Consider the following 21,873-nt stretch of genomic DNA (forward strand, 5'->3'; position numbering starts at 1 on the left):
CTACGCGGGGACCAAGCCACCATCCATATGAGCGTCGTTGTCGTCTCGTTTGTGCTTTAATGTACTCGCGGCAATTGCCACTTCCTTCGCGGGATCGACCGCGACCTCTGAAATCAGCCGCTCGCGCATCGAAGCAGTTGCAGGCCAGCGGTAAAGCATGGCCACTGTTCCGGAGGTCACGGACATCAGAAACGACCTGTACAGATCAGGACGCTGACGCTCGAGATCAGACAACTCACGGGCCAAAGCCTTGGCATCTTCTTTCGCCTCCGGAGGTGCCTCAATATTCCAGCGCGCGGCCAAACGAGCACATGTCTTCTCGTTCGATAGTGCGTCGCTGAAATCTATGAGCTTCTGCTCAAACTCCTCAAAGCCTGTCCCGCATTTAAGGAAGGCTTCCAAGTGCTCATAGTGAAGCGCAAGGAAATGGGCGGCCGTCTCCATATCGCGCGTGCGCTTCGCCTGGCGCCTGCGCAGGTCCACCATAATGCAGTAGACCGCAATCAGAGCGACCGCTGCGAGCATGAATTCTGACCAGCTGATATGCGCGAACATAGCTCTCTCCAATCCCGCCTACCTCCGGCTACCCCTTGAAGCCGGCCTTGACGGTTTCGGTTTCGGTCGCCGTTTCGCGTCTTTGAGCAGCTTCCCCTCCTGCTCAATGCGCGCAATTTCAATCTCAGCCATACGCTCTCGATGACGGTCCATCCGGACGTCCCGATAAAGAAAACCACCATAGATTACGCACGTCACGATGCTGGTCGCAAACGGGTCTAAGCCGAAGCGGCCGACGGCACCTACGTAACCGCCGAACAGGGCCAAAGCCAGAAGCGCTGGCGCGCCATGCTTCTCCAGGCTCCGCCTGAAGCCTGCTAGATATGATAGAGCGTCCACCCAAATGCCATTTCTTCATTACGAGATTTGCGGTCATGGACGACAACTCTCGGTGATGGTTCCTGACATTTTTTACCGTTTTCCGATAAAAAGCAAGGTCCGTGCATTTTTTTGGGAAGGGGGGATAATCCGGAGTTGGGACTATCTTTGCGTCTCGCGCCTCGCGAACGCCGTTCGCACCCCTAGTTTCAAACTGCGTCACTACCACTCGATCTTGTGGATCGATCTTCTAAACAATTGAATCAATTGTAATTTCTTGACGTCGAGTCGGTGGATGACTCATCTTCCGCCGATGTCCGTCGACCATCTCGACCGCGTCCTCGTCGGCGATTGCATCGATCTGATGCACTCCCTGCCCGCCGCCTCCATCGACATGGTCTTCGCCGACCCGCCCTATAACCTCCAGCTCGGCGGCGAATTGCTGCGGCCCGACAACAGCCGGGTCGACGCCGTCGACGACGACTGGGACAAGTTCGCCGATTTTTCCCGCTACGATTCCTTCACCCGCGCCTGGCTGAAGGCGGCGCGGCGCGTGCTCAAGCCCGAGGGCACGCTGTGGGTGATCGGCAGCTACCACAACATCTTCCGCATCGGCACGGCGCTGCAGGACGAGGGCTACTGGCTGTTGAACGACATCGTGTGGCGCAAGTCGAACCCGATGCCGAATTTCAAGGGCAAGCGATTCACCAACGCGCACGAGACGCTGATCTGGGCGGCGCGCGAGCGCAAGGCCAGGCGCTACACCTTCAACTACGATGCGATGAAGGAGCTGAACGAGGGCCTGCAGATGCGCTCCGACTGGCTGCTGCCGCTCTGCACCGGCGGAGAGCGGCTGAAGGGCGAGGACGGCAAGAAGGCGCATCCGACGCAGAAGCCCGAGTCGCTGCTCTTCCGCTGCCTCATGGCGGCGTCCAACCCGGGTGACGTGGTCCTCGATCCCTTTTTCGGCACCGGCACGACCGGCGCCGTGGCGCGCCGTCTCGGTCGCCGCTTCGTCGGGCTGGAGCGCGATCCGACGTACGCCGCGCTCGCCCGTCGGCGGATCGCCGAGGTGGAGCCGCTGGCGGCCGAGGATGTGTTGCCCAAGCCGAGCAAGCGCGCCGAGCCGCGCGTGCCGTTCGGCGTGCTGATCGAGGCGGGGTTGCTGGAGCCGGGCACCATCCTGATCGACCCGACCGGGCAGCATCGCGCCCGGGTGCGCGCCGACGGCACGCTGTCCTCCTCGAACCGGCTCGGCGAGCATCGCGGCTCGATCCATCAGGTCGGCGCCGCGGTGCAGGGCGCGCCGGCCTGCAACGGCTGGACGTTCTGGCACTTCGAGACCGGCGGCGCGCGCCTGCCGATCGACCATCTGCGCCGCCAGGTGCGGGCGGGGCTGTAGCCCGGCGGACTGAGCCGGACGGCGCGGACATCCGGACGATCCAGCCAAGATCCTTGCGCCATCGGCATCGAACCCGTCCGGCCGGGAATGGACGCCGGCCGGACGGTGGCTATTTCAGGGCGTGGGCGATGACCTTGCGCATCACTGTGGGCAGCGCCCGCTCGGTCATGCGGTCGAGCATGCACCAGGCGCTGCCCGGCGCGAGGCGGGCGAGCCGCGCGGTCGTGGCGGTGGCCCGGGCGACGGCGAGCTCGAGATGGAAGTGCGTGAAGGTGTGGCGCACGCCGCCCTCGAGCACCTTCCAGTTGGCCGGCACGGGCGCCTCCTCGAGCGCCTCCGCGATCAGAAGCCTGCCCTCGCGCCAGGCGCTCGACGGCACCTCGTCCATGCCGCCCAGCAATCCCCGGGGCGGGCGCTTGCGCAGCAGGATGGCGCCGTCCGGCCGAGACAGCACGAAGGCGAGGCCGCGGCGCGTCGGCTTGTCGGCCTTGGGCGCGCGGCGCGGCAGCTCGTCGGCGATGTTCAGGGCGCGCGCCTGGCAGTTCTTCATCAGCGGGCAGATGACGCAGCGCGGGCCGCGCGGCGTGCAGACCGTGGCGCCGAGATCCATCATCGCCTGGGCGTAGTCGCCGGCGCGGGCCTGCGGCACCAGCCGGCCGGCGCGTGCCCGGATTTCGGGCTTGGCATCGGGCAGCGGCGTGTCGATGGCGAAGAGCCGCGCGATCACCCGCTCGACATTGCCGTCGACGGCCGACGCCGGGTGGTCGAAGGCGATGGCGCGAAGCGCGGCGGCGGTATAGGGGCCGATGCCGGGCAGCGCGAGCAGCGCCGCCTCGTCCTCGGGAAAGCGCCCACCATGGTCGTCGCACACGGCGCGCGCGCAGGCGTGCAGGTTGCGCGCGCGGGCATAGTAGCCGAGCCCGGCCCACGCCGAGAGCACCTCGTCGAGCGGCGCGGCGGCGAGCGCCCCGACCGTCGGCCAGCGCTCGACGAAGCGGCGGTAGTAGTCGCCGACCGTCGCCACCGTGGTCTGCTGCAACATGATCTCCGACAGCCACACGCGGTAGGGATCCAGGCGCGTACCGGGCAGGGCGCGCCACGGCAGGGTGCGACGATGACGGTCGTACCAGGCAAGCAAACGTGAGGCGTGCATCGTGGTCATGCGCCGGACCGTGTCTTACCATGGCGCCATGCGCGACAGTGGCTTTCGCAGCGTCGGCGGGTTGGCGCAGCGCCTGACCTCGGGCATCGCCCGCGGCCGCGGGGCGTCGATCGCCCGCCTGCGCGCCGACTGGGCCTCGATCGTCGGCCCGGAACTGGCGCGCGTCACCCTGCCCGACGCCTTGCTGGCCGGCCGCGGCGCCCGGCAGGGCGGCGGCAAGCAGGGGAGTGGCAAGGTCCTCAAGCTTCGCGTGGCGGGTGCGGCGGCCCTCGAGGTCCAGCATTCCGCCGCGTTGATCGTCGAACGCGTCAACGCCCATTTCGGCCATCGCCAGGTCGACGACATCCGCCTGGTCCAGGGCGCCATTCCGCGGCCGCCGGCGCCCGGTCGTCCGCGACCGGTCGATCCGCAGCTCGCGGCGCGGCTGGCCGATCGCGTCAGCACCGTGAAGGACCCCGACCTGCGCGCGGCGCTGGCCCGGCTCGGTGCCCGGGTGACGCTGACCCGGCGCGGCGTGTTCGTCGGCCTGCTCGGCGCGGTCGCCGTCGGTCGCGAGGCCGAGGCGCAGGGGGGCGATGCCGCCAAGTTGCTCGACGTGCTGCCGAGCGACCATGTGCTGGGCGACCGCGCGGCGCCCAACGTGCTGATCGACTATTTCTCCATGACCTGCCCGCACTGCGCCAACTTCAACGCCGCGGTGCTGCCGGCGCTCAAGCGCGAGTGGATCGATCCCGGCAGGCTCAAGCTCGTCATGCGCCACTTTCCCTCGGAAGCGGTGGCCACGCAGGCGGCACTGCTCGCCGAAAGCCGGGCCCCCGAGCACTTCTACGACACCGTCGATGCCCTGCTGCGCACCCAGTTCGACTGGCTCACCGCGGCCGATCCGGCGGCCGAGATGGTCAAGGTCATGGCCACGCTCGGCGTGTCGCGCGAGGCCGCGAGAGCCGCCTTCGACGACAGCCGGCTTTTGGACAAGATCGTCGCCGATGTGCAGTCGGGCCACGCCCTCGGGGTGCGCTTCACGCCCACCCTGTTCATCAACGACCACAATTACGGCAGTCCCGGCGGCGGGCTGGAGGGGATCGCCGGAATTCTACGCCAGGTGGGGCGGTAAACGTTTGACTCCCCACAGGGTCAATTCCCAAGATGTAGTGGAGAGGAAGGCTGGTAATGCGGAATATCTTGATTGTCGCCGGCGGCGTCGTGGCGGTGGCCGCGATCGCGTTCGGCGTCTATTCCGGGACCCGTCCCAGCACCCCGGGACCGGCTCCGGCGGCCGTCGCTGCCGCGCCGGACAAGGCGGCGCTGCTCGGCGTCCAGGCCACCGACCATGTGCTGGGTGACCCCAAGGCGCCGATCACCCTGATCGAGTATGCCTCCTTCACCTGCCCGCACTGCGCCCATTTCCACACCCAGGTGCTGCCCGACCTCAAGAAGAAGTGGATCGACACCGGCAAGGTGAAGCTGGTGTACCGCGATTTCCCGCTCGACCAGGTGGCCGCCAAGGCCGCGCAGCTCGCCGAGTGTGCCGGCAAGGATCGCTACTTCGCCGTCGTCGACCTGATCTTCCGCGGCCAGAGCACATGGGCCGCCGCCGCCGACCCGATCGGCGAGCTGGCGCGCTCCCTGCGCATCGCCGGCATGGGCGACAACGAGGTCAAGGCGTGCCTGGCCAACGATTCGGTCGCGACCGCCGTGGTCAACGACTTTCGCGGCGGCGAGACATTGGGCGTCAGCTCGACGCCGACCCTGCTGATCAACGGCCAGATCTTTCGCGGCTCGCGCTCGGTGGCGGAGCTCGACGCCGAATTCGCCAAGCTCGCCAAATGAGCCAGGCCCAGCAAGTTAACCAGACAAGCGTGGTGTAGATGGTCCAGTTCGACAAACTCCGGCTCTCCGGTTTCAAGTCCTTCGTCGATCCGACGGAACTCGCGATCGAGGCGGGCCTGACCGGCATCGTCGGCCCGAACGGGTGCGGCAAGTCGAACCTCGTCGAGGCGCTCAAGTGGGTGATGGGCGAGAGCTCGGCCAAGCAGATGCGCGGCTCGGAGATGGAGGACGTCATCTTCTCCGGCACCGGCACGCGGCCGGCACGCAACATCGCCGAGGTGATGCTGTCGCTCGACAACAAGACGCGCACCGCGCCGGCGATGGTCAACGACACCGACCAACTCGACGTCGTGCGCCGCATCGAGCGCGGCCATGGCTCGGCCTATTCGGTGAACGGCCGCGAGATCCGCGCCCGCGACGTGCAGACGCTGTTCGCCGACGCGGCGACCGGTTCGCGCTCGACGGCGCTGGTTAGCCAGGGCCGCATCGGCGCGCTGATCAACGCCAAGCCGGCCGACCGGCGGTCCATCATCGACGAGGCCGCCGGCATCACCGGCCTCTATGCCCGCCGGCACGAAGCCGAGTTGAGGCTGCGTGCCGCCGAGCAGAACCTGGCCCGCGTGCAGGACGTGCTGGTGGCGCTCGAGGAGCAGCACAAGGGCTTGAAGCGGCAGGCACGCCAGGCCAGCCGCTACCGCAACCTCTCCGACCACATTCGGCGCGCCGAGGCCGCCGTGCTCGCGCTCAGGCTCGCCACCGCGGAGCGCGAACTGGCCGATGCGGGCGAGCGCCTCAAGGAAGCCGAGGCACAGGTCGCCGATCTGACCAGGCTGGTCGGCCTCGCCACGACCGCCCAGGCCGAGGCGGCGACAACACTTCCGCCGTTGCGCAATGACGAGGCCGCCGCCGCCGCCGCCCTGCAGCGGCTGCGCGTGGCGCACGACGCGCTGACCGCCGAAGCCGAGCGGGTCGCGATGGCCCAGGCCGACGCCGAGACCCGCCTGCGGCAGACCGATTCCGACCTCGGCCGCGAACGCGGCCGCAAGGGCGACGCCGAGACCGCGATCGCCGATCTCGATGGGCAGCGCGCGCGGCTCGAGCGGGAGCGGGTGGGCGAGGAAGACCGCGCCGCTGCCGCGCAACGGACGCGCGACGAGGCGCATGAGGCCACCGCTGCGGCCGAAGCCGAGCTCGATCGCCTGACGCGCCAGATCGCCGACGACGAGGCGTTGCGCGACAGCGTCGGCCGCGAGATCGCCGACCTGCTGGACCGCCTGCGCCGGCTCACCGCGCGGCGCGAGGATGTGGCGGCACAACAGCGCCAGATCGAGAGCGAGCTCGCCGCGCTGCCGGCCCTGCCGGAGGTCGAGGCGGCGCTCGAGAAGGCCCGCGCCGCACTGGGCGATGCCCGTCGCCGCGGCCAGGAGAGCGTCGATGCGGCGCGCGAGTCCGAGCGCTACGAATCGGAGGCCGCGCGCGCCGCGGTGGCCAAGGCGGAAGCCGAGCGCGTCGACATGGAGCGTGCGCGCGCCGCCGAACGGGAAGCTGCCGCGGCCAGCCATGCCGCCGCTGCCGATGCGCTGCAGAAGACCACCGCGCGACTGACCAAGCTGCGTGCGGAGGAAGCCGGCGTCGCCGCCGCCCTGAAATCGTCTGCCGCTTCATTGTGGCCGCCGCTGCTCGATGCGCTGACCGTCGAGCCCGGCTTCGAGAAGGCGCTGGGCGCGGCGTTCGGCGAGGACCTCGAAGCCTCGTCGGATCGCGGCGCACCGATCCACTGGCTGCCGCTCGGCGTGCCGGCCGATGCGCCCGTCCTGCCCGAGGGCGCCACGCCGCTGGCCGCCCATGTGCAGGTTCCTGCCGAGCTCGAGCGGCGGATGGCCTTCATCGGCATCGTCGAGGACGAGGCCGTCGGCGCCGAATTGCAGGCCAGCCTGCGCCCGGGGCAACAGCTGGTCAGCCGCGACGGCGCGGTTTGGCGTTGGGATGGCTTCACCATGAAGGCGGGCGCGCCGCTCCCGGCGGCCGTCCGGCTCAGCCAGCGCAATCGCCTTGCGGAGATCCGCCGCCAGATTGAGGAGATCGCCATCGAGCAGGCCGCCCGGCAGGCGCGGTTCGAGGCCGAGACGGGCTGGCTGGCCGCCGCCCGCGATGCCGAGCGCACCTGTGTCGAGCAGGCGCGCCAGCACGAGCGCACCGTCACCGAGGCGGCGCGCCGCAAGACGCAAGATGCCGGCGAGGCGACGCGTGCGGCCGAGCGGATCGCCCGCGACGCGGTCGCCGCCGCCGAGAGGATCGCCGCCGAGGCACGCGACCGTCACAGCGAGGTGGCGCGGCAAACCGATCAGTTGCACACGCGCCTGGCCGCGGTCGAGCAATCGACGGCCACCCTCGCGGCCGAGGTCGCCGACGTCGAAATGCGCCGGACATTTCGCCAGGCACGGCTGTCGGCGATTTCCGATACGCAGGCCGATCGTGTGGCGGCCGGCGTCCTGCGGGCCAGGATCTCGGAGATGCGCGCGGCGCTGGTCGAGGCCGAGGGTCATTGCGAGCGGTTGGCGCGTGAATCGGAGATGCGGGTCGAGCAGCTCGGCCGCATCGCGCACGACCATGCCAGCTGGAGCAGCCGGCTGACCGATGCCGACGGCCAGATCGGCGAGCTGGAAGCGCGGCGCGAGCAAATCGTTCAGACACTCGCTGAGCTTGCCGCCAAGCCGGCGGAGATCGGGGCGAAGAAGGTCGCGCTCGGCGACGAGATCGCCAAGGCCGAGGAGAATCGCCGGCAAGCAGCCGACCGGCTGGCCGTCGGCGAAACGCGCCTTGCCGAGGCCGACAAGGCGTTGAAGCAGGTCGAGGCCGAACTCGCCGCAGCGCGCGAGGCGCGGGTGCGGCGCGAGGGTCAGGTCGAGCAGGCGACCAAGGATCGCGAGGCCGTGGTCGAGCGCATCGCCGAGCGCCTGCGCTGCGAGCCCGACGGCGTGCTGGCCCTTGCCGAGGTGCAGTCGCTCGAGGAGCTGCCCGAAATCGACAAGGCCGAGCACCGGCTGGAACGGCTGGTGCACGAACGCGAGACGATGGGGGCCGTCAATCTGCGCGCCGACGAGGAGGCGGCCGAACTCGAGCAGCAGATCGTCGGCATGACAACCGAGCGTGACGATCTGATCGCTGCGATCGGCCGACTGCGCCAGGGCATCCAGAGTCTCAATCGCGAGGGCCGCGAGCGCTTCCTTGTCGCCTTCGAGCAGGTGAGCGAGCACTTCCAGCAGCTGTTCACCAAGCTGTTCGGTGGCGGCAAGGCCGAGCTTCGCCTCACCGAGTCGGAGGACCCGCTCGAGGCCGGCCTCGAGATCCATGCCAGCCCGCCGGGCAAGAAACTGCAGGTCATGTCGCTGCTGTCCGGCGGCGAGCAGGCACTGACGGCGCTGTCGTTGCTGTTCGCGGTGTTCATGACCAATCCGGCGCCGATCTGCGTGCTGGACGAGGTGGACGCACCGCTCGACGACCTGAACGTGGAGCGCTTCTGCAGTCTGGTGCAGGAAATTTCTGGCCGGACCGACACGCGCTTCCTGATCATAACCCACCATCGGGTCACGATGGCGCGCATGGACCGCCTCTATGGAGTCACCATGGCCGAGCAGGGCGTCAGCCAGCTCGTCTCGGTGAACCTGCAGGAGGCAGATCGCCTGGTGGCATAGGTTCAATCAACAACAAGACTGTTTCTTCCTCTCATATCGCCTCGAGCGTCGGTCCTTGCCCGGGCCGGCGCTCTTCTCTTTGCGGGATCGCGGTTGTAGTGTCCGGTGATGCCCGACGCCCTCGCTCCCACCGCTACCGATGTGGTCGAATTAACGCGCGCGCTGGTGCGGTGCGAAAGCGTGACGCCGCGCGAAGCCGGGGCGCTGCAGTTGCTAGAGCAGGTTCTGACGCCGCTCGGCTTTCGTTGCGAGCGCATGGATTTCAGCCAGGCGGGCACGGACGATGTCGCCAATCTCTATGCCCGCGTCGGCCAGGATCGCAACGGCAACGGTCGGCACTTCTGTTTCGCCGGCCATTCCGACGTCGTGCCGGTCGGCGATCTGTCCTCGTGGAGCATCGGGCCGTTCTCGGCCGAACTGTCGGCCGGCTACCTCTTCGGGCGGGGTGCCGCCGACATGAAGGGCGCCATTGCGGCCTTCGCCGAGGCTTGCCAGCGCTTCCTGACACGCCGCGGCCGGGACTTCGGCGGCTCGATCAGTCTCCTGATCACGGGCGACGAGGAGGGACCGGCGGTCAATGGGACGGTCAAGATGCTCAAGCGCCTGGCCGAGCGCGGCGAGGCGATCGATGCCTGTGTGGTCGGCGAGCCCACGAGCTCGAAGCGCCTCGGCGACATGATCAAGATCGGCCGGCGCGGCAGCATGACCGTCGATCTCCTCGTGCGCGGCATCCAGGGCCATGTCGGCTATCCGGAGCGACTCGACAATGCCGTCCATCGCTTCTCGGCCATTGTCGAGGCGCTGGTGCGACAGCCGATCGACCAGGGCAGCACGCACTTCCAGCCGACGTCGCTGCAATTCACGACCGTCGACGTCGGCAACAAGGCGACCAACATCGCGCCGGGCGTCGTGCGGGCCCGGTTCAACACGCGCTTCAACGATTTGTGGACCTCCAAGACTTTGCTGGCGCACCTCAAGGAGCGCATCGAACGAGCGAACGCCGCATCGGGCGGCAATGGCGCGGTCGAGTACGAGAAGGTCGAGGTGTCGGGAGAGTCGTTCTATACCGCACCCGGCGCGCTGGTCGATCTCGTCGCTGGCGCTATCCGCGACGTGGCGGGCATCGAACCCGAGCTGTCGACGACGGGCGGTACGTCGGATGCACGCTTCATCTCGGCCTACTGTCCGGTTCTCGAGTTCGGCCTGATCGGCGAAAGCATGCACAAGGTCGACGAAAAGAGCGCGATCGCCGACCTCCAGATGCTCGCCCGCGTCTACGAGACCGTTCTCGACCGCTATTTCTCCTGAGGGTCCGGCGTGCTGAGCGTCGCTGAGATCGTCCGCGGCACGCAGGGCGCGTTGAAGCTGCTGCAACGCGACCCGACCGCACCGCTGCATTTCGACAACACCCTGGAGGCCTGTCTGCGGTCGTTCCGCGTCATGGCGTTCGTGGCACCGCCCTATGCGATCTATCTCCTGTTCTTCTACAGCGAGGTCACGGTCGAGGCTGATGAAATCGAGATCGTCTTCGTCGAGATCCTGCGATACGTCGTCGACTGGCTCTTCTTCCCGGTGATCTTCTACGAAATCGCACGGCGGCGCGGCTGGCTCGACCTCTATCCGCGCTACATCAGCGCGCTCAACTGGATCAATCTGCCCGGCGTGATCGTGCTCGTGGCCGCGGTGGTTGTCTCGGCCATCATGCCGATGCCCATTCCCGGTTTGGTGGAGATGGGCCTGCGTGCCTTGTTCTTCTATTGGTTCCTGATGGCGACCCGCGTCGTGCTCGGCGTCGGCTGGGGGATGTCCGTTCTGCTGCTGGTGGTCAATTGGGTGCCATCCCTGCTGCTGTCACTCCTCGTCACCCGCCTCCTCGGCCTCGCGCCGATCCCCGGCGGCTGAACCGTAGCGTACCTCCATGAGGCAGAGACCCTCGGGTGGCGCCGTCGGCCCGGCGCGCGTACGGTCGCGTGCCGCGAGAGCTTCCTCGACGTCGCGCCGCGTCCACTGACCGCGGCCGACGAGCTGCAGCGTGCCGACCAGGATGCGCACCTGGTTGTGGAGGAAGGAGCGGGCACCGACGTCGATGCGAATCTCCTCGCCCACGCGGTGCACTTCGAGAAGATCGAGCGTCTTCAGCGAGGACTTCGCCTGGCAGGACGCCGAACGAAAGCTGTTGAAATCATGGCGTCCGAGCAGAGCGGCGGTCGCATCGGCCATCGCCGCCTCGTCGAGCGGCACCGGCACGTGCCAGACCTGGCCGCGGTCGAGCGCCGCCGGCGTGCGGCGATTGAGGATGCGGTAGAGATAGCGCCGCCAGGTTGCGGAGAAGCGGGCATGGAAATCGAATGGCGCGAGCTCCGCCGACGTCACGACGATGGGGTTGGGTCTCAGGTGGAAGCTCAGCGCCCCCCGGACGCTTTCCGTCGTGTGCTGGCCTTCGAGGTCGAAGTGCGCCACCTGACCGCGCGCATGGACTCCGGCATCGGTGCGGCCCGCGCCCTGCACATGGACGCGCTCGCCGGAAAAGGCGCGCACTGCGTCCTCGAGCGCCGCCTGGATGGACGGCCCCGAGTCCTGCCGCTGCCATCCGATGAAAGGGCCGCCGTCATACTCGATCGTGATTCGATAGCGCGGCACGGATCACGGCCGAGTTTGCGGAAGGGGCACGACGGTGGGCGAAGGCAGCATGGCGCCATCGGGCAGGGGAAATCCGCGCAGGAATGCATCGGCCGCCTGGGCTGTCTTGCCGGGACGTTGCAGCCTCAGCAACTTCAAACCGCCAACGCCGCAAGCGACGACCGGCAAGCCGTCGCGTGCGACGGTGACGGTGCCGGCCTTGCCACCGGCCAAAGCCAGGGCCGCGCGATGAACCTTGATGCGTTCGCCGTCGTACTCGAACCACGTGCCCGGCCAAGGATGGAACGCGCGCACCTTGCGCTCCAACTCCGCCGCAGGCCGGTGCCAATCCAGGGCCCCTTCTTCCTTGCCGATCTTGTGGGCGTAGGTCACGCCCTCCTCCGGCTGGGGCACCGCCTCGATGGTGCGCTGCACGAGGCCGTCGAGTGCCGACACGACAAGGCGTGCACCGAGCGCCGACAGCCGATCATGCACCGTTTCGGCCGTGTCGGCCGAAGAGATCGGCGTGCGCTCCGCCAGCAGCATCGGGCCGGTATCCAGTCCCTCGTCCATGCGCATGATGGTGACGCCGGTTTCCTCGTCGCCCGCCAGGATGGCGCGATGAATGGGGGCGGCGCCGCGCCAGCGCGGCAAAAGGGAGCCATGGATGTTGATGCAGCCGAGCACCGGCGCCTCGAGGAAGCCGCGCGGCAGGATGTGCCCGTAGGAGACGACCACCGCGGCGTCCAGATCGAGCGCGCGAAAAGCGGCCGCTTCTTCCTCGCCCCTGAGGGTTCGAGGAGTGCGGACGGCCAGGCCGAGCGCAAGCGCCAGCTCGTGCACAGGAGTCCTCTGCTCGCGCTGGCCGCGGCCCGCCGGCTTGGGTGCGCGCGTATAGACGGCCACGACCTCGTGGCCGGCGTCGGCCAGGGCCTTGAGTGCCGGTACGGCGAAATCGGACGTGCCGAGAAACGCGAGCTTCATCGCGGCCTCTTATAGGCAGCGGCGGCGCGCTGAGCTAGGTATGCGCCCGCAATGGATTCCGACACCCCTTCCACCGGCAAGGGACCTGCCGCCAACCTCGCCGCGCGCCGTGCCGCTGGCCAGCTCCATGCCGACCCCGTGCAGGAGAGGATCGTCCGGCGCCTGCAGACCACCTACGATCAGCTGGTCGCACTGAACGTCCGACCCGCGCGGCGTGGTCTGCTGGGATGGCTCGGCCTTGGAGGCGCGGACAAGCCGTCGACCGGCCCGCACGGCCTCTATATCTGGGGGCCTGTCGGCCGGGGCAAGTCGATGCTCATGGACCTGTTCTACGCCGACGCTCCGATCACCCGGAAGCGGCGCGTGCACTTCCACGAGTTCATGCTCGAGGTGCACGACCGCCTGCATCGACGGCGCGAAGAGCTCGCTGCCAAGGGCGCGCCGCCGGAAGCCGATACGATCGTGCCGATTGCCAAGATGATCGCGCAAGAGACCCGGCTGCTCTGCTTCGACGAGTTCCAGGTCACCAACATCGCCGACGCGATGATCCTCGGCCGCTTCTTCGAGGTGCTGTTCGACGAGGGCGTCACGGTGATCTCGACGTCGAACCGCGCGCCCGACGACCTCTACAAGAACGGCTTGCAGCGCGACCGCTTCCTGCCGTTCATCGAATTGCTCAAGCAGCGCCTCGAGATCCTCGAGTTGGGCGGTGGCAAGGACTACCGCATGGACCGGTTGCGCAACCTCGACATGTTTCTCACGCCGCTCGGGCGATGGGCGGAGGCCAAGCTCGACGAAGCATTCCGCGCTTTGAGCGACGGCGCGGATGGCGAGCCGCGCGTTCTGCGCACGCAGGGCCGAGACGTGCACATTCCGCGTGCCGCACCCGGTGTCGCCATGGCGCACTATCTCGACTGGTGCGCCAGGCCGATGGGGGCCGCCGACTTCCTCTGCATCGCCGATCATTTCCATACGGTCATCGTGGCGGAAATCCCCAGGATGGGACCGGACAGCCAGGACAAGGCGTCCCGTTTCGTCACCATGATCGACACATTCTACGAAAAGAAAGTGAAGTTCATCTGCTCGGCGGCGGCGGCGCCGGCCGGCCTCTATGTCGAAGGCGACGGCGCTTTCGAGTTCCAGCGCACCGTGTCGCGCCTGATGGAAATGCAGAGTCCCGAGTACTTGGCGTTGGAGCACATCGCCTAATTGTGATTGTGGCCCCAAGAAGGGCCAGCCTAGGCTCCGCCTCGTCAACAATTCAGGGAGGCCTTGATGGACGGCGATCGCACGATTTTCCCCGACGACCACGGTCTGTCGCGACGCGGCGCAATGAAGGCGACTGCGACCGGCGCGGCGCTCGGCAGCGCGTTCGCGTTGTCGGTCCAGCCGGTACAAGCGCAGACCATGATCGTCACGCCGGCCGACGGTCTGACCGCGGGCGAGGTCAAGGTCAAGACCAAGGACGGCAAGGAGATGGCCGCGTACCGGGCCTATCCGGCTTCAGGCACGGGCTTTGGCACGATCCTGGTCATCCAGGAGATCTGGGGTGTGCATGCGCACATCGCCGACTTGTGCCGCCGCTTCGCCAAGGCGGGCTACTACGCCCTCGCGCCGGAGCTCTACTTCCGTCAAGGCGACCCGATGAAGATCCCCGAGATTCCGAAGCTGCTGAGCGAGATCGTCTCAAAGGTGCCGGACGCTCAGGTGATGGGCGATCTCGATTCCTGCGTCGCCTTCGCCAAGGGAGAAAGCAAGGCCGATACCGCCAAGCTCGGTGTCACCGGCTTCTGCTGGGGCGGCCGCATCACCTGGCTCTATGCCGCGCACAATCCCGGCCTGAAGGCGGGGGTCGCCTGGTATGGGCGCGTCGTCGGTGCGGCGTCTGAACTGACGCCCAAGCACCCGGTCGACCTGGCGAAGGATCTCAAGGCCCCGGTGCTGGGCCTCTACGGCGGCGCCGACACCGGCATTCCGAACGACACGGTCGACAAGATGCGCGCGGCGCTCAAGGAAGGCAGCGCTGCCGCGAAGAAGTCGGAGATTCACACCTATCCCGACATGCCGCACGCCTTCAACGCCGACTACCGTCCGTCCTACCGCAAGGAAGCGGCGGAAGACGGCTGGAAGCGTGCGCTGGCCTGGTTCAAAGAGCACGGCGTATCCTGAGGGGATGGTCGATACCACCCGCTTGACGACTCGGTCGGGCCTGACGTTCACGGTGGACGTAGCGGGCCCGGCCGACGGTCCGCTCATTCTTCTGCTCCACGGCTTTCCGGAATCGCGGCATAGCTGGCGCGCGGCACTGCCGGTGCTGGCAGGCGCCGGGTATCGTGCTGTGGCGCCGGACCAACGCGGCTATTCGGCGGGTGCACGCCCCGATCCGGCGGATCTTGCGAACTACGCATTCGACAGGCTGGTCGCCGATGCGATCGACATCGCCGCTGCGGCAGGTCACGACGACAGGCGCTTCCATCTCGTCGGCCACGATTGGGGCGGCCAGGTCTCGTGGGGCGTCGCCGCCGCGCATGCCCTGCGGCTTGCGTCGCTTACGGTGATGTCTCGGCCGCATCCGCAAGCGTTTCGACGAGCGCTCGAGAACCCCGACGGCAAGCAGAAGGATCGCTCCAAGCATCACCGTGCCTTCCTCGCCCCGGAGACCGGCAAGCTGCTGTTGGCGGACGACGCACGTCGGCTGCGCGAGGGTCTGTTTGGCCAGGGCGTGCCGGAGGCGGCGCTCGATGCGCATCTCTCGGTGCTGGGCACGCCCGAGGCCATCGAAGCGTCGCTCGCCTGGTACCGCGCCAACAAAGGCCTCGCCGCCGACATCGGGCAAATTCAGGTGCCGACGCTCTACATTTGGGGCGACGTCGACGCCACCGTCGGTCCCGAAGCGGCATATGGCACGAAGGAGTTCATCGGCGGTTCCTTCACCATGGAAGTGCTCGGGGGCGTCGGTCATTTCGTCATGGACCAGGCGGCCGAGCGTGCGACCGATCTGCTGCTCGCGCACCTCGGACGGCATCCCATCTGAGATGGGTTCAGGCAGGCCAGTCCGCATCGACGAGATCAATCGACCGCCACTTCTTGCCGCATGGGGGGAATCGCGCTACCACGCGCCGCCCTTGGGATAACGGAGAATTTCGCATGGCTCGCAAGAAGATCGCGCTGATCGGCGCGGGACAGATCGGCGGCACGCTGGCTTTGCTGGCAGGTCAGAAGGAATTGGGCGACATCGTCCTGTTCGACATTCCCGACGCCGAAGGCATCGCCAAGGGCAAGGCCTTGGACATCGCGCAGCTGTCGCCGGTCGCGGGCTTCGACGCGGGCTACTCGGGCTCCGCCAACTACAAGGACATCGCCGGCGCCGACGTCGTGATCGTGACCGCGGGCGTGCCGCGTAAGCCGGGCATGACCCGCGACGATCTGGTTGGCATCAACGCCAAGGTCATCAGCGCCGTCGGCAAGGGCATCAAGGAGAACGCACCCAACGCCTTCGTCATCGTCATCACCAATCCGCTCGACGCCATGGTCGGCCTCATGCAGGAGGTCACGGGCCTGCCGGCCAATCGTGTCGTCGGCATGGCCGGCGTGCTCGACAGCGCGCGCTTCCGCCTGTTCCTCGCCGAGGAGTTCGGTGTGTCGGTCGAGGATGTGACCGCCTTCGTCCTGGGCGGCCACGGCGACACGATGGTGCCGCTGGTCCGCTATTCGACCGTCGCCGGCGTCCCGCTGCCCGACCTCGTGCAGATGGGTTGGACCACGCAGGAGAAGCTCGACAAGATCGTCCAGCGCACGCGCGACGGCGGCGCCGAGATCGTCGGCCTGCTCAAGACGGGTTCGGCCTTCTATGCGCCGGCGGCGTCGGCCATCCAGATGGCGGAGTCCTATCTGCGCGACAAGAAGCGGGTGCTGCCATGCGCCGCCTTGCTGACCGGCCAGTATGGCGTGAAGGGCCTCTATATCGGCGTGCCCGTGGTGATCGGCAAAGGCGGCGTGGAAAAGATCGTCGAGGTGTCGTTCAACGCCGAGGAAAAGGCGATGTTCGACAAGTCGGTGGCCGCTGTGAAATCCCTCGTGGAGGCAACCAGGAAGATCGTCGCCGGGGGGTGAGTTCGACCTTCGTCGAATGACCGTTGAATGACCGAGTCCGGCGTTGCCAAGGGCGTGCGGCACCCATAAAGTGCCGCAACCATCAGTTAGTTGCAAATAAAAACTAATGGTGAGCGTGTGATTTTCGCTCACCGTCCCCGAGCCTCCGAGCGATAGGGCTTCATGAACATCCACGAGTATCAGGCCAAGGCATTGCTGGCCAAGTTCGCCGTCCCCCTGCTCAAGGGCGGCGTCGCCTATACCCGGGACGAAACAATCGACGTGGCCCGCAAGCTCGGCGCCCCCGTCACCGTCGTCAAAGCCCAGATCCATGCCGGCGGCCGGGGCAAGGGTCGATTCAAGAACGACCCCAATGGCAAAGGCGGTGTGCGCATCGCCAAGTCGATCGAAGAAGCGGGCGCGCATGCGGCAGCCATGCTCGGCCACGACCTGGTCACCAAGCAGACCGGCCCTGCCGGAAAGACCGTCAAACGCCTCTATGTCGAGGAAGGCTGCGACATCGAGCGCGAACTGTACCTCTCGCTGCTGGTCGACCGGGCGGCCGGCCGCGTCTCCGTCGTCGCCTCGACCGAGGGCGGCATGGACATCGAGACGGTGGCGCATGAGACGCCGGAGAAGATCGTCAAGCAGTCGATCGATCCGGCGAGCGGCCTTCAGGCCTTCCACGGCCGCAAGATCGCGTTCGCGCTTGGCCTCGGCGGCAAGCAGGTCGGCGACTTCGTCCACCTGCTCGAGAGCCTCTACAAGGCCTTCACGGAACTCGACAGCTCGCTGATCGAGATCAATCCGCTGGTGGTGACCGGCGCCGGCGAGGTCATCGCGCTCGATGCCAAGATGAATTTCGACGACAACGCACTCTATCGCCACAAGGATCTCGAGGCGCTGAGGGACGTCGACGAGGAGGATCCCGCCGAGACCGAGGCCGCCAGGTACGCGCTGAACTACGTCAAGCTCGATGGTCAGATCGGCTGCATGGTGAACGGCGCCGGGCTTGCCATGGCGACCATGGACATCATCAAGCTCTACGGCGCCGAGCCGGCGAATTTCCTCGACGTCGGCGGCGGCGCCACGAAGGAGCGCGTGACGGCGGCCTTCAAGATCATCCTCAAGGATCCCAACGTCGAGGGCATCCTGGTCAACATCTTCGGCGGCATCATGCGCTGCGATGTCATAGCCGAAGGCGTGGTCGCGGCGGCGCGCGAGGTCAATCTGCACGTGCCGCTGGTCGTCCGCCTGGAAGGCACCAACGTCGAGCTCGGCAAGAAGATCCTGAAGGAGTCCGGTCTCAAGATAACGTCGGCCGACCATCTCGCCGATGCCGCCGAGAAGATCGTCAAGGCGGTCAAGGAGAGCAACTGATGGCCGTTCTGGTCGACAAGAACACCAAGGTCATCTGCCAGGGCTTCACCGGCAGCCAGGGCACGTTCCATTCCGAGCAGGCGATCGCCTACGGCACCAGGATGGTGGGTGGCGTCACCCCGGGAAAGGGCGGCACCAAGCATCTCGACCTGCCAGTATTCGACACGGTGGCCCAGGCGGTTGCCGAGACCGGTGCAACGGCGAGCGTGATCTACGTGCCGGCCCCCTACGCGGCCGATTCGATCCTCGAAGCGGTCGACGCAGGGTTGCCACTGGTTGTCTGCATCACCGAAGGCATCCCCGTGCTCGACATGGTGAAGGTCAAGCGCGCCCTGACCGGCTCGAAGTCGCGGCTGATCGGACCCAACTGCCCCGGCGTCATCACGCCCGGTGAATGCAAGATCGGCATCATGCCGGGGCACATCCACAAGCGCGGCAGGATCGGCATCATCTCGCGTTCGGGGACGCTGACCTACGAGGCCGTCGCTCAGACGACGGCCGCCGGCCTCGGCCAGACCACCTGCATCGGCATCGGCGGCGATCCGGTGAACGGCACCAACTTCGTCGAGTGCCTGGAAATGCTGATCGCCGATCCGGAGACACAGGGGATTGTGATGATCGGCGAGATCGGCGGTGACGCCGAGGTCAAGGGCGCCGAGTTCGTCAAGGCGTCGAAGACCAGGAAGCCGGTGGTGGGATTCATCGCCGGTCGCACCGCACCGCCGGGACGTCGCATGGGCCATGCCGGCGCCGTCATTTCGGGCGGCCAGGACACGGCGGAGTTCAAGGTCCAGGCCATGCGATCGGCGGGCATCAGGGTCGCCGACTCGCCGGCCGCCCTGGGCGAGGAGATGCTTAAGGCGATGAAGGGCTGATCGACCCGATTCCTCCTCGCGACCGAGGAGGATGGCCGAGGAGTTTGGAGCCATGAAGGCAGAGCAGACATCGTTCCTGTTCGGCGCGAACGCGCCGTTCATCGAAGAGCTCTACGCGCGCTTCCTCGAGGATCCGAGCCGGGTCGACGCCGACTGGCGCACCTTCTTCGAGGCGCTGGCCGAGGAGCGGGGCGATGTGCTGGCGGAGGCCCGCGGTGCCTCCTGGGCGCCGCGCGGCGCGCGCGTCATCGACGTGCCCGACGCGGAGCTGCCGCGCGCTGCCGCCAATCGCAACTTGAAGGCCGGCAACGGTGCCGCCGCGCCTGCCATGCCAATGGCCGGTGCCGGCGAAGAGACGATCCGCGCGGCAGCGCACGACACGGCGCGCGCCCTGATGCTCATTCGCGCCTATCGCATTCGCGGTCATCTCGAGGCGGACCTCGACCCGCTGGGCTTGGTGCGTCAGGCGCCGCATCGGGAGCTCGATCCGGCCGCCTACGGATTCGGCGAGGCCGACTGGGATCGGCCGATTCTCATCTTCGGCTCGCTGGCGCTGGGCGATTCGGCAACCCTGCGCCAGATCATGGAGCGGCTGCGCAAGACCTATTGCGGCAAGATCGGCGTCGAGTTCATGCACATCTCCGATCCCGACCAGAAGGCGTGGATCCAGGAACGCATCGAGCACATCGAGAATCACACCGAATTCACCGTCGAGGGTCGCAAGGCGATCCTGCGGCGCGTGGTCGAGGCCGAGGGGCTGGAGCGCTATCTGCACGTCAAGTTCGTCGGCACCAAGCGCTTTGGCCTCGACGGCGGCGAATCGCTGATCCCGGCCATCGAGCAGATCCTCAAGCGAGGCGGTCAGCTCGGCGTGAAGGAAGTGATGATCGGCATGCCCCATCGCGGCCGCCTCAACACCCTCGTTCATGTCATGCACAAGAGCTACACGGCACTCTTTTCGGAATTCCAGGGTCGCTCTTCCCAGCCTGAGGAGATGCGCGGATCGGGCGACGTAAAGTACCATTTGGGCGCTTCCGCGGATCGCGAATTCGACGGCAACACCGTCCATCTGTCGCTGTCGCCGAACCCGTCGCATCTCGAGGCGGTCAATCCGGTGGTGCTCGGCAAGGCGCGCGCCAAGCAGGACCAGCGGCGCGACGCCGATCGCAGCCAGGTGATGGCGATCCTGATGCATGGCGATGCCGCCTTTGCCGGCCAGGGCTTGGTCGCCGAATCGCTCGATCTCAGCGATCTCGGCGGCTATCGCATCGGCGGCACCATCCACTTCGTGGTCAACAACCAGATCGGCTTCACCACGCTGCCGACCTACTCGCGCTCGGGGCCCTATTGTACGGAGGTCGCCAAGATCGTTCAGGCACCGATCCTGCACGTCAACGGCGACGACCCCGAGTCCGTCGTGCACTGCGCGCGAATCGCGACGGAGTTTCGCCAGCACTTCAAGCGCGACATCGTCATCGACATGTTCTGCTATCGGCGGCACGGCCACAACGAGTCGGACGAGCCGATGTTCACCCAGCCCCTGATGTACAAGGAGATCGGCGGCCACAAGACGGTGAAGGAAGTCTATGCCGGGCGGTTGCAGCAGGAAGGCGTCGTCGACGTCGGCGAAGTCGCCGGGATGGACGCGGAGCTGCGCGAGAAACTCGACACCGCACTGGAAGCGGCGACCAACTTCAAGCCCAACAAGGCCGATTGGCTCGAAGGCAAGTGGGCGGGCTTCACGGTCGCGCCGGGCGAGGAGGACCGCAAGGGCCAGACCGCCATCGATCTGGACCTGTTCAGGAAGGTCGGCATGGCGATCTCCGAGCCGCCGAAGAACTTCGATCTCAACCGCAAGATCGTTCGTCTCCAGCAGGAGAAGCGCAAGACCATCGATACGGGCCGCGACATCGACTGGGCGACCGGGGAGGCACTGGCCTTCGGTTCGCTGCTGGTCGAGGGGACGCCGGTGCGCCTCTCGGGACAGGATTCCGGTCGCGGCACCTTCTCGCAGCGCCATTCCGTGCTGGTCGACCAGAGCAACGAAGCCAAGTACGTCCCGTTGAACAATATCGGCGAGGGCCAGGCCCATCTCGAGGTGATCGACAGTCCGCTCTCGGAAGCCGGTGTGCTCGGCTTCGAGTACGGCTATTCGCTCGCCGAGCCCAATGCCCTGGTGCTCTGGGAAGCGCAGTTCGGCGACTTCGCCAATGGCGCGCAGGTCATCATCGACCAGTTCATCAGCTCCGCCGAAAGCAAGTGGCTGCGCATGTCGGGTCTGGTGATGCTGCTGCCGCATGGCTACGAGGGGCAGGGACCGGAGCACAGCTCGGCACGCCTCGAGCGTTACCTGCAGCTTTCCGGCGAAGACAATTGGCAGGTGATCGCGCCGACGACGCCGGCGAACTACTTTCACGCCCTGCGCCGGCAAATGCGCCGTACCTTCCGCAAGCCTCTGATTGTCATGACGCCGAAGTCCCTGTTGCGTCACAAGGATTGCGTGTCGACGGCGGCGGACTTCGGGCCGGGCTCGTCGTTCCGCCGCATCCTCGCCGAGACCGACGCGTTGGCCGACGACGGTGCGATCCGCCGCGTCGTGCTGTGCAGCGGCAAGGTCTATTTCGACCTGGTGGCGGAGCGGCGCAAGCGCAAGATCGACGACATCGCCATCATCCGTATCGAGCAGCTCTATCCTTTTCCCTTCACGCGGCTCGGCGTGCGGCTCTCGCAGTATCCCAATGCAGAGGTCGTGTGGTGCCAGGAGGAACCCGAGAACATGGGCGCCTGGCATTTCGTCGACCGGCGCATCGAGCGCGCCCTCGCGAGCCTCGACGTCAAGGCCAGGCGACCGGTCTATATCGGTCGGGCGGAGGCCGCCTCGCCGGCAACCGGCTCGGCGCGGACGCATTTGAAGGAACAGGCCGATCTGGTCGATCGTGCGCTGACGCTCTGAAGGAAGCA

General features: G+C 67.0%; 17 protein-coding genes. 13 read left to right on the plus strand and 4 right to left on the minus strand.

Annotated features, from left to right (window positions below):
- On the minus strand, window positions 1-555 hold the full coding sequence (locus KIT25_01900) for a hypothetical protein (protein UYN95728.1): 555 nt from the start codon (window positions 553-555) through the stop codon (window positions 1-3).
- Window positions 556-1,186: 631 nt separating this feature from the next.
- On the opposite strand from KIT25_01900, the gene KIT25_01905 reads away from it, so the two are divergent.
- Complete coding sequence (locus KIT25_01905) at window positions 1,187-2,275, plus strand: site-specific DNA-methyltransferase (GenBank protein ID UYN95729.1); 1,089 nt, start codon at window positions 1,187-1,189, stop codon at window positions 2,273-2,275.
- A gap of 109 nt (window positions 2,276-2,384) precedes the next feature.
- On the opposite strand, the gene mutY is transcribed toward KIT25_01905, so the two are convergent.
- Window positions 2,385-3,437 carry an A/G-specific adenine glycosylase gene (gene mutY / locus KIT25_01910; GenBank protein ID UYN95730.1) on the minus strand — a complete coding sequence of 351 codons (1,053 nt, stop codon included), beginning with the start codon at window positions 3,435-3,437 and terminating at the stop codon, window positions 2,385-2,387.
- A 28-nt stretch (window positions 3,438-3,465) separates the two neighbouring features.
- Here mutY and KIT25_01915 point away from each other — a divergent pair, with 28 nt between their 5' ends.
- The 5 genes from KIT25_01915 to KIT25_01935 all read left to right on the plus strand — a co-directional run bounded on the left by KIT25_01915 (window position 3,466) and on the right by KIT25_01935 (window position 10,864).
- Window positions 3,466-4,551 carry a DUF721 domain-containing protein gene (locus KIT25_01915; protein UYN95731.1) on the plus strand — a complete coding sequence of 362 codons (1,086 nt, stop codon included), beginning with the start codon at window positions 3,466-3,468 and terminating at the stop codon, window positions 4,549-4,551.
- A 56-nt stretch (window positions 4,552-4,607) separates the two neighbouring features.
- Entirely contained in the window at window positions 4,608-5,267 is a 660-nt protein-coding gene (locus KIT25_01920; GenBank protein ID UYN95732.1) for a DsbA family protein, read from the plus strand.
- 38 nt (window positions 5,268-5,305) lie between these two features.
- On the plus strand, window positions 5,306-8,962 hold the full coding sequence (locus tag KIT25_01925) for an AAA family ATPase (protein ID UYN95733.1): 3,657 nt from the start codon (window positions 5,306-5,308) through the stop codon (window positions 8,960-8,962).
- Window positions 8,963-9,070: 108 nt separating this feature from the next.
- Window positions 9,071-10,270 (plus strand): succinyl-diaminopimelate desuccinylase, encoded by a 1,200-nt coding sequence (gene dapE, locus KIT25_01930; GenBank protein ID UYN95734.1) that lies wholly within the window; start codon window positions 9,071-9,073, stop codon window positions 10,268-10,270.
- A gap of 9 nt (window positions 10,271-10,279) precedes the next feature.
- Window positions 10,280-10,864, plus strand: coding sequence for a hypothetical protein (locus KIT25_01935; GenBank protein ID UYN95735.1), 585 nt, complete (start codon window positions 10,280-10,282; stop codon window positions 10,862-10,864).
- On the opposite strand, the gene truA is transcribed toward KIT25_01935, so the two are convergent.
- Both truA and fmt read right to left on the minus strand, forming a co-directional pair.
- The gene (gene truA, locus KIT25_01940; GenBank protein ID UYN95736.1) at window positions 10,814-11,602 is read right to left on the minus strand and encodes a tRNA pseudouridine(38-40) synthase TruA; all 789 of its coding nucleotides are present in this window, start codon (window positions 11,600-11,602) and stop codon (window positions 10,814-10,816) included. The genes KIT25_01935 and truA overlap by 51 nt on opposite strands.
- Window positions 11,603-11,605: 3 nt before the next feature.
- A complete protein-coding gene (gene fmt, locus KIT25_01945) occupies window positions 11,606-12,565 on the minus strand; it encodes a methionyl-tRNA formyltransferase (GenBank protein UYN95737.1) in 960 nt (319 codons plus the stop codon).
- 51 nt (window positions 12,566-12,616) lie between these two features.
- Here fmt and KIT25_01950 point away from each other — a divergent pair, with 51 nt between their 5' ends.
- The 7 genes from KIT25_01950 (at window position 12,617) to KIT25_01980 (ending at window position 21,865) form a co-directional block, all read left to right on the plus strand.
- Window positions 12,617-13,774, plus strand: a complete 1,158-nt coding sequence (locus tag KIT25_01950) for an AFG1 family ATPase (protein ID UYN95738.1) — start codon at window positions 12,617-12,619, stop codon at window positions 13,772-13,774.
- 66 nt (window positions 13,775-13,840) lie between these two features.
- The gene (locus KIT25_01955) at window positions 13,841-14,734 is read left to right on the plus strand and encodes a dienelactone hydrolase family protein (GenBank protein UYN95739.1); all 894 of its coding nucleotides are present in this window, start codon (window positions 13,841-13,843) and stop codon (window positions 14,732-14,734) included.
- A gap of 4 nt (window positions 14,735-14,738) precedes the next feature.
- Window positions 14,739-15,599: an alpha/beta hydrolase gene (locus KIT25_01960; protein UYN95740.1), complete on the plus strand. Its 861-nt coding sequence runs from the start codon at window positions 14,739-14,741 to the stop codon at window positions 15,597-15,599.
- A 113-nt stretch (window positions 15,600-15,712) separates the two neighbouring features.
- Entirely contained in the window at window positions 15,713-16,678 is a 966-nt protein-coding gene (gene mdh / locus KIT25_01965; GenBank protein UYN95741.1) for a malate dehydrogenase, read from the plus strand.
- A 162-nt stretch (window positions 16,679-16,840) separates the two neighbouring features.
- Window positions 16,841-18,037, plus strand: coding sequence for an ADP-forming succinate--CoA ligase subunit beta (gene sucC, locus KIT25_01970; protein UYN95742.1), 1,197 nt, complete (start codon window positions 16,841-16,843; stop codon window positions 18,035-18,037).
- A complete protein-coding gene (gene sucD, locus KIT25_01975) occupies window positions 18,037-18,912 on the plus strand; it encodes a succinate--CoA ligase subunit alpha (protein ID UYN95743.1) in 876 nt (291 codons plus the stop codon). Before sucC ends, sucD begins: the two co-directional genes overlap by 1 nt.
- Before the next feature lie 52 nt (window positions 18,913-18,964).
- Complete coding sequence (locus KIT25_01980) at window positions 18,965-21,865, plus strand: 2-oxoglutarate dehydrogenase E1 component (protein UYN95744.1); 2,901 nt, start codon at window positions 18,965-18,967, stop codon at window positions 21,863-21,865.
- Window positions 21,866-21,873 lie beyond the last annotated feature (8 nt).

Source organism: Enhydrobacter sp. (assembly GCA_025808875.1).
Taxonomy (GTDB): domain Bacteria; phylum Pseudomonadota; class Alphaproteobacteria; order Reyranellales; family Reyranellaceae; genus Reyranella.

Bases quoted from the DNA above. Each gene is read 5' to 3' on its own strand.
- mdh (UYN95741.1), top strand. From the start codon at position 15,713: ATGGCTCGCAAGAAGATCGCGCTGATCGGCGCGGGACAGATCGGCGGC.
- KIT25_01915 (UYN95731.1), top strand. From the start codon at position 3,466: ATGCGCGACAGTGGCTTTCGCAGCGTCGGCGGGTTGGCGCAGCGCCTG.
- sucD (UYN95743.1), top strand. From the start codon at position 18,037: ATGGCCGTTCTGGTCGACAAGAACACCAAGGTCATCTGCCAGGGCTTC.
- KIT25_01955 (UYN95739.1), top strand. From the start codon at position 13,841: ATGGACGGCGATCGCACGATTTTCCCCGACGACCACGGTCTGTCGCGA.
- KIT25_01925 (UYN95733.1), top strand. From the start codon at position 5,306: ATGGTCCAGTTCGACAAACTCCGGCTCTCCGGTTTCAAGTCCTTCGTC.
- KIT25_01960 (UYN95740.1), top strand. From the start codon at position 14,739: ATGGTCGATACCACCCGCTTGACGACTCGGTCGGGCCTGACGTTCACG.
- dapE (UYN95734.1), top strand. From the start codon at position 9,071: ATGCCCGACGCCCTCGCTCCCACCGCTACCGATGTGGTCGAATTAACG.
- KIT25_01980 (UYN95744.1), top strand. From the start codon at position 18,965: ATGAAGGCAGAGCAGACATCGTTCCTGTTCGGCGCGAACGCGCCGTTC.
- KIT25_01905 (UYN95729.1), top strand. From the start codon at position 1,187: ATGTCCGTCGACCATCTCGACCGCGTCCTCGTCGGCGATTGCATCGAT.
- KIT25_01920 (UYN95732.1), top strand. From the start codon at position 4,608: ATGCGGAATATCTTGATTGTCGCCGGCGGCGTCGTGGCGGTGGCCGCG.
- sucC (UYN95742.1), top strand. From the start codon at position 16,841: ATGAACATCCACGAGTATCAGGCCAAGGCATTGCTGGCCAAGTTCGCC.
- mutY (UYN95730.1), bottom strand. From the start codon at position 3,437: ATGACCACGATGCACGCCTCACGTTTGCTTGCCTGGTACGACCGTCAT.
- fmt (UYN95737.1), bottom strand. From the start codon at position 12,565: ATGAAGCTCGCGTTTCTCGGCACGTCCGATTTCGCCGTACCGGCACTC.
- KIT25_01950 (UYN95738.1), top strand. From the start codon at position 12,617: ATGGATTCCGACACCCCTTCCACCGGCAAGGGACCTGCCGCCAACCTC.
- KIT25_01900 (UYN95728.1), bottom strand. From the start codon at position 555: ATGTTCGCGCATATCAGCTGGTCAGAATTCATGCTCGCAGCGGTCGCT.